Consider the following 7,516-nt stretch of genomic DNA (forward strand, 5'->3'; position numbering starts at 1 on the left):
AAAGCCAGAACCTATAAAGCTTCCAGCTTATTTAGTGCTTTCAAGTTTCAGTAAATATCAAAAACTAACCGACGATATCGTCGAATCAGCAGATCAAAGTTTTTCACTCTCAGATAACTACCAGATCTTTCCAACTACTAAAATTGGTAAAATCTGGAACGTTGTCGCCCGCCATCTCGCTTCCGCATTTGGCTGGTTTTATTCTCGCATAATACTGCATGTTCGTGTAATAGGAAAAGAAAAACTCCAGGCTGTTAATGGCGGCTATTTTGTCTATGCTAATCACACTCAGCCGATAGGTGATGCCTTTATTCCACTCACTATTTATCCAGTCATGAAGTTCTATGCCATTGCAGGACAAGCAAATTGGGGCATCCCTTTCATTGGCAAATATTTGCTGCCATATGGAGGCCTTCCAGTTGGCAATGATATTAAGCAAGCAGCAAAATTACTTCAAGCTATCAAAACCGTTATTCGCGATAAAAAAGGTGTGGTCGTCATCTATCCTGAATCACATGTTTGGCCATATTACACTAAGATTCGCCCTTTTCCTACTACCTCAATGCATTTTCCTATTCAGTTAAACGCTCCAAGCTTTACTGCGACAAGTACTTATCAACACTCTAAATTTTTTAAGCGACCTAAAATGACCATATATATTGATGGACCTTTTTATTCAGATCAGGGCTTGTCTAAAAAAGAAGCTCAAGCTCAACTCCACGATGAAATTTGGAAGAGTTTATCTAATCGTGCTAAACTTAGCAATTATAGTTACTATAACTACGAAGAAATAAAATAGTAAAGTGAGACTAAAATGAACATTCTTTTTTGTGGGGATCACAACGCTCAAGATGGTGTTTTGATTTCTACGCTTTCATTACTAAAAAATACACATGAAGAACTACACTTGTATGTCTTAACAATGCAAGTGGAAAATAGCAACTACCAACCTTTCTCTAAACATGCTGCTGACTTCATTCGACAATTGCTGGTAGAGAAAAATCCTAACAACAGTTTAGAATTCATTGACTGTACCGATCTTTTTCTTAAAGAGCCACCTACAGCGAACATGGGGACTAGATTTACTCCCTACGCCATGCTTAGACTCTTTGCGGATCAATTACCACAGATTCCAGATCGTATCCTATATTTAGACGACGATATTATCGTACGGCGCGATATTAGCAATTTTTACCATCAAGATCTTGATAATATGGAGTTAGTCGGTGTGCTTGACTACTTCGGAAGAATTTTCTTCCATAATTTCAAGACTCGCAGAGCATTTGATTATATGAACTCTGGTGTTTTGCTGCTCAATATGAAGGAAATTAAGAAGACCGGTTTATTTTCAAAAGTGCGTCATATGATGCAGGTTAAGAAAATGTTCTTGCCTGATCAATCAGCTCTTAACAAATTAGCAATTAGAAAACGAATTGCTCCGCGGCGCTTCAACGAACAATACCATTTGCGTCCTGACACCGTCATTCAGCATTTTACAACCAGTTTTCGCTTCAAACCCTACTTTCACACATTGACAGTCAAACCATGGGACGTTAAGCGTGTTCACAGCGTTTTACATTTGCATGAGTATGACGATATTTTAAATGAATACTTGCAATTGAAGAAAAATTTATAAAAGAGGTACTCTATGACTATTCCAGTTTTTTACACTATTAGCGACAACTACACGCCTTATGCGGCTGTATCAATTCAATCATTGATTGATCATGTTAGTCCTGAAAAAGACTACACTATCACTCTTTTGGTTCAAACAATTAGTGAAGAGCACAAGAAAAGTCTAGAAAACTTATCTACTGCCAACGTTCATGTTAATATTTTCCACATTGATGATGACATGGTTAAACCGATCCACAACAGTGAAGAAAACTATTTACGTGGTCAATTCTTCACTATGTCGATTTTCTATAGGCTGTTCATCCCTGACCTATTTCCTCAATATGACAAGGCAGTTTATCTAGACGCCGACACTATTATCAATACTGACATCGCTGAAATGTATGAAATTGATGTCGCTGACAATATGTTTGCTAGTTGTCCTGACCTTTCAATTAGATATATGCCGCTACTTCAGGAATACATTAAGAAGTGTCAGGGAATTTTCCCAGCAGAAAAATACATCAACAACGGCGTCATCCTTTTTAACATGAAAGCCTTCCGCGACAAGCACTTCGTCGACAAATTCTATTATTTATTAAACAAATATCACTTCGACAATGTCGACCCTGACCAAGCTTACATGAACGAAATTTGTGAGGATAAAATCTACCATTTACCAAAAGAATGGGACGCTATGCCTAATGAAAATCTTCCAGAATTTGAAAATCCTAAGATTGTTCACTACAACTTGTTCTTCAAGCCTTGGCACTTTGCTGATGTTCAATATGGTGAATACTTCTGGAAAGTAGCTAAAAATACCGAGTTTTACGATGAATTAAAACAGCAATTAGCTGACTTTACTGACGCTGATCGTCAACGTGCAAGAGATGATCTTGAAAAGATGGCTAAAAAAGTTAAAAAAATCGAACAAGAGCAGTATACTTGGGCTAAAGTAAAAGAATTTGATGATGTAAAAATCTAAAAAGGTGTAAATTATGACTATTCCAGTTTTTTATAGTATTAGTGATGATTTTACTAAGTATGCTGCCGTTTCCCTTCAGTCTTTAATTAAGAAGACTAATCCGGAAAATGACTATACTGTTTATTTTTTAAATCAGGACTTATCTGACAAACATAAAAAAGATTTGGCTGCCCTAGCAAATGATCATTCTAACGTTCACGTTGAATTTTTCCACATTGATGACGAATTAGTTAAGCCGATCCAGAATCGTAAGGAAAATTACTTGCGTGCTGACTTCTTCACTATGTCGATTTTCTACCGTCTATTTATTCCTGAGCTTTTCCCTCAGTATGACAAGGCGATTTATATCGATAGTGATACTGTGCTTAACGATGACATTGCTAAACTCTATGACATCGAATTAGGTGACCATCTTTTCGGGGCCTGCACTGACGCATCGATTCAATATGTTGATAAAATGCTTAAATATATTCGCAATGTATTAGCACTTGATCCTAAGAAATATATTAATTCTGGAATGTTACTTATGAACTCTAAAGCCTTCCGCGACAAGCACTTCATCGATAAATTCTATGACTTATTAGAGAAATATCACTTCGACTGTATTGCTCCAGATCAAGACTATTTGAATGAAATTGGCGATAAGTCCATCCTTCATTTAGATCCACGCTGGGACGCTATGCCTAATGAAAATACTCCAGAAATCGAAAATCCGGGTCTAATTCACTACAATTTATTCTTCAAGCCCTGGCATTTTACCAACGTTCAATATGAAGACTATTTCTGGAAGAATGCAAAAGAAACCAAATTTTACGAAGAATTAAAGGCAGAATTAGATAATTACAGTGATGAAGAACGACAAGAAGACCGTCAAAAATTAAATCACATGCTCGAAAAAGAGGATTATACTGAAAAAGATCCAAACAATTGGGCACACGTTAAAGAAAGAGAAATTGTGAGCTTATGATTATTGGTGAAGATCGTGAAAAGGTAATTCAAAACATTAAAGAAGCAGCTAATAACCGTAATTTTACTGCCAAAGTTGAGATTGGTGATCCAGTAATGACTTTAGATCAGCGATTAAAGTTAGTAGATGATTTCTGGAATCATCAAAATAAGTTTAATAGTAAGGTAAACAATGGTATTGGTCACTTAATTTTTAGAACTTTGGCTAATACTATTACTCATAATACCGAAGTTGAGGGCTTAGAGAATTTACACGACCTCCCTCGCGGTGGTGCGATCATTACTTCCAATCACTTTAGTCAGTTCGACTCCTTGCCTATCAAGCGTTTAGCTGATAAGGTGCACATTCCCTTATCAATTGTGATTGAAGATACTAATTTAATGTTACCTGGTTTTTTGCGTTACTTAATGAATTACGTTGGCACCATCCCTTTGGTAAACAGCCCTAATTACATTGGCAACGAGTTTATCAAACATTTACATGATGCCCTTGATAAAAATAGTTGGGTTTTAATTTATCCTGAGCAAGAAATGTGGTGGAACTACCGCAAGCCAAGAAAACTGCAACGTGGAGCTTATTATTTTGCTGCTAAACAAAACGTGCCTGTCATTTCAACTTTTGTGGAAATCCAAGATTTACCTAGATTAGAGAAGAAAAATCCAGATTTCTATCAAACAAAATATATCGTGCACGTCCTACCAGTTATTTACCCTGATGTGACTCTTAATCTTAAGAAACGCTCAGAAAAAATGATGGAACAGGACTACGAGCAAAAAGTTGCAGCCTACGAGAGAGTATATGGAAAAAAATTAGATTATGATTTTACACCATGGGATATCGCAGGTTGGCGTCAAAAATAAAAAGAAGGGACATAAGTTCAATTGAACCTATGTCTCTTTTTTAATTTACTCATAGAAATAATATTAGTGCTCAGAAGCTCCACTTGTGGCATCTGAGGCGTTTTGCTCAGAGCATGCAGTATTAGCCGCAATTCGACCAAAAGTGAAGATATCAGCCAAAGAATTGCCTCCCAGGCGGTTACCTGCATGAATACCACCTGCTACTTCACCTGCAGCGAATAATCCTGGAATTACTCGACCATTTTCATTAAGTACTCTGGCCTTAGTGTCAATCAACAATCCGCCCATAGTATGGTGAATGGCTGGCTTTCTAGGTGTTGCATAAAATGGTGCTACTTCGCACTTCAAGCTAAATGCACTCTTACCAAATTCTGGATCTTCGCCTTGATCAACGTATGAATTGTACTTCTTAATCGTTTCAGTCAAAACAGCTGGATCCATACTGATCTGCTTAGCCAAATCTTCAAGAGTATTCGCTCTGAATAAAGTACCAGCCTTTACCTGAGCATCAATTGATTCTTGAGTAGTATTATAAGCAGTTGCTTTAATTTTGTCGTCAGCAATCAAATAGAATAAGCCACCATTATCAATTGCAGCTTTAGCTAAAGTATCACGTTCCGCAAATTCATTTACAAACCGTTCGCCCTTTTGGTTAACCATAATGAAGTTTTCAGGTGGCGTTTGTAAGCCAGTAAATAATTCACCTGTCTTAGGATCAGATACTGGCATCAATTGGATGAAGCCCATACCAAATAACTTAGCCTTAGCTTCCAGTCCCAGTTCAATTCCGTCACCGGTAATAGCTGGAGAATTAGTTGTAGCAATATTGTCATCAATTTTAGCCCAGTAAGTATTATACTTTTGAACCATTGGCGTATTTGCACCGAATCCTCCTGATGCTAAAATCACTGCCTTTGCATGAACAGTAACCTTAGAACCGTCATCCTTTTCAGCAACAAAACCTGTTACCTGGCCATCCTCAACAAGCAAATGCTTAACGCTCGTTTGCATTAAAACAGTTGCTCCATGAGCTTTAACCCAATCACCTAAAATATGAATAAAAGCATAACCCATTGGTTCAACTGGCTTATGACCTCTACGCCACAGCGCACCGACAGGCATTGTAACTTGATCACGATCGAACTTAACCCCTAAGTCAGTTAGCCATTTAACAGAATCTAGTGCATTGTCCACCAATTCTTTGACTAACTCATATTTACCATGAATTTCATTCCCCTTTAGATCAACTCTTTTACCACCTAAGTAAGTTTGGATTTCGTGTAAAAGATTGGAATCAAATAAGTACTCAGCATCAGAATTAATATATTGTTGGATTTGTTTTTGTAGATCTTTAAAGTCGTCTCGATATTCTGGATCAATTTTTTCAATTGGAGTTTCAGCCAACTTTTCAAGTGTTTCTTTTTCACCAGCTAATGCCTTAAAGTTCTTTTGCCAATCTGGTTCAGCCGCGTTCATTGGTCCACCAGCACGTGCAGTATTCCCACCAAATTGTGGAAACTTTTCAGCAATAACTACTTTTTTACCATGTTGCAAACTACGCGCAGCGGCTGCAAGACCAGCTCCACCTGCTCCAACAACTGCAATATCAGTTGTTATTTCTTCATCGGCAGCCTTTTTAATCACAGGCTTTGCACGATTTTTCCATTCTTCGGCGTCACCGCCCGCTTCATTGATGGCTTGTGCTACTCCGTCAAGCACACCATGACTAGAAATAGTAGCTCCGCTAACAGCATCAACATTCAAAGTTTGATTATCAACAATTTCTTTTGGTAATCGTTTAAAAACTTCGTCAGCAACTCCCTTAGTTTCACCGCGACTATCAACCACAATATCGGTAATCTTATCCTCTGACAAAGTAACTGACATTGGCATAAAGCTTGAGCCGTGTCCCTTAGCCTTAACTTCATATTTTCCTGCTCGCATATTATATTCGCCCCTTAATTGAAAACGTTTTATTAAGTATATTTTAAAAGGATTTACCTTTTTCTTGAAATAGTTTTCTTCCTAGTGAGTTATAATAATTTTGTTATAAGGAGGAATTTTTTTATGAACGATCCCGAAGCATTACTGCATTATTTAGATGTTTTGCTGCGTGAAAGCAATTTTACCAAAGCTGCACGCGAACTATACATTTCCCAGCCGTATCTAACCCAACTGATTAAACGTATTGAGAAGAGACTTGGAGCCAAGATTCTAAATCGTGATACTGTTCCATTCTCTTTAACCGAAGCTGGAATGATTTATTATCAATATTTGGAAAACGTTTCTTACAATGATCAACAGCTGGATCGAAAGCTAGCACGTTTCACCCATCCAGATAAAGAAGTTATTCGAATTGGAATCTTGGAAAGTCTAGGTACATTTTTATTGCCCTCACTTTTACCAGAATTCATTACTCAGAATCCAAATGTAGAAATTCAGCTCTTTGAAAGTTTTCCACGAGAAAGCGAAAAACGACTACTCAATGAACAAATTGATTGTTATTTAGGGCAAACTCCTGAAGCATTAGATCACAGCTTGAATGTCGTGACTAACGGAGGGGAGACGTATTACATTGTTATTCCCGAAAATTCCCATCTTTATCAAGAAGGGAAATTTATTCTTGAACCAGATAGTCATAATTTGAAAGATTTATTACAAGAGCCCTTAGTCTTGAGTGCTCCAGAATCAGCAATCCGACACCAAGTTAATGGACTATTTCAAAAATTCCATGTTAAGCCTAATATTGTAATGGAATCTAATAGCATCCTTACTGCAACTAACTTATCTGTTAACGGTTTAGGGTTAACTTTATCGACAGCAAGTATACTTAAACGTATGAAAGAAACCCCAATTAATCTTTTTCCTATTTCTAAAGATACATTACAAGTTAAATATTTTATCGCAACTAAATATAATCAAGAAATTGGTAAAGGATTATCTGCTTTAATTAATATCTTTAAACAAACCGATTTAACAGCAACAATAAAATAAAGCAAAAAGAAAAAGATCAGGGAAACCTGATCTTTTTAACTAGCTCCGGCTGTCAGACTCGAACTGACGACATCTTGATTAACAGTCAAGCGCTCT

7 protein-coding genes are annotated in these 7,516 nt (G+C 37.1%); 6 read left to right on the forward strand and 1 reads right to left on the reverse strand.

All coding sequences use genetic code 11. The features are described from left to right. Positions 1 to 34 precede the first annotated feature (34 nt). The 5 genes from FC46_RS10205 to FC46_RS09255 are packed head-to-tail and all read left to right on the forward strand — an operon-like array spanning position 35 to position 4,426. Positions 35 to 799 (forward strand): lysophospholipid acyltransferase family protein, encoded by a 765-nt coding sequence (locus FC46_RS10205; protein ID WP_057800057.1) that lies wholly within the window; start codon positions 35 to 37, stop codon positions 797 to 799. Positions 800 to 814: 15 nt separating this feature from the next. After that, positions 815 to 1,636: a glycosyltransferase family 8 protein gene (locus FC46_RS09240; RefSeq protein WP_057800043.1), complete on the forward strand. Its 822-nt coding sequence runs from the start codon at positions 815 to 817 to the stop codon at positions 1,634 to 1,636. 12 nt (positions 1,637 to 1,648) lie between these two features. Continuing rightward, positions 1,649 to 2,599, forward strand: coding sequence for a glycosyltransferase (locus FC46_RS09245; protein ID WP_057800046.1), 951 nt, complete (start codon positions 1,649 to 1,651; stop codon positions 2,597 to 2,599). Positions 2,600 to 2,612: 13 nt separating this feature from the next. After that, entirely contained in the window at positions 2,613 to 3,566 is a 954-nt protein-coding gene (locus FC46_RS09250) for a glycosyltransferase family 8 protein (protein WP_057800048.1), read from the forward strand. Next, positions 3,563 to 4,426 (forward strand): lysophospholipid acyltransferase family protein, encoded by an 864-nt coding sequence (locus FC46_RS09255; RefSeq protein WP_057800050.1) that lies wholly within the window; start codon positions 3,563 to 3,565, stop codon positions 4,424 to 4,426. Before FC46_RS09250 ends, FC46_RS09255 begins: the two co-directional genes overlap by 4 nt. A 63-nt stretch (positions 4,427 to 4,489) precedes the next feature. Here FC46_RS09255 and FC46_RS09260 read toward each other — a convergent pair whose 3' ends face one another. Further along, positions 4,490 to 6,370 (reverse strand): flavocytochrome c, encoded by a 1,881-nt coding sequence (locus tag FC46_RS09260; RefSeq protein ID WP_057800052.1) that lies wholly within the window; start codon positions 6,368 to 6,370, stop codon positions 4,490 to 4,492. Positions 6,371 to 6,493: 123 nt separating this feature from the next. Between FC46_RS09260 and FC46_RS09265 the strand changes: the two genes are divergently transcribed. Next, entirely contained in the window at positions 6,494 to 7,420 is a 927-nt protein-coding gene (locus FC46_RS09265) for a LysR family transcriptional regulator (RefSeq protein WP_057800055.1), read from the forward strand. Positions 7,421 to 7,516 lie beyond the last annotated feature (96 nt).

Source organism: Lactobacillus kalixensis DSM 16043, assembly GCF_001434335.1.
In the GTDB taxonomy this organism is placed as follows: Bacteria; Bacillota; Bacilli; order Lactobacillales; family Lactobacillaceae; genus Lactobacillus; species Lactobacillus kalixensis.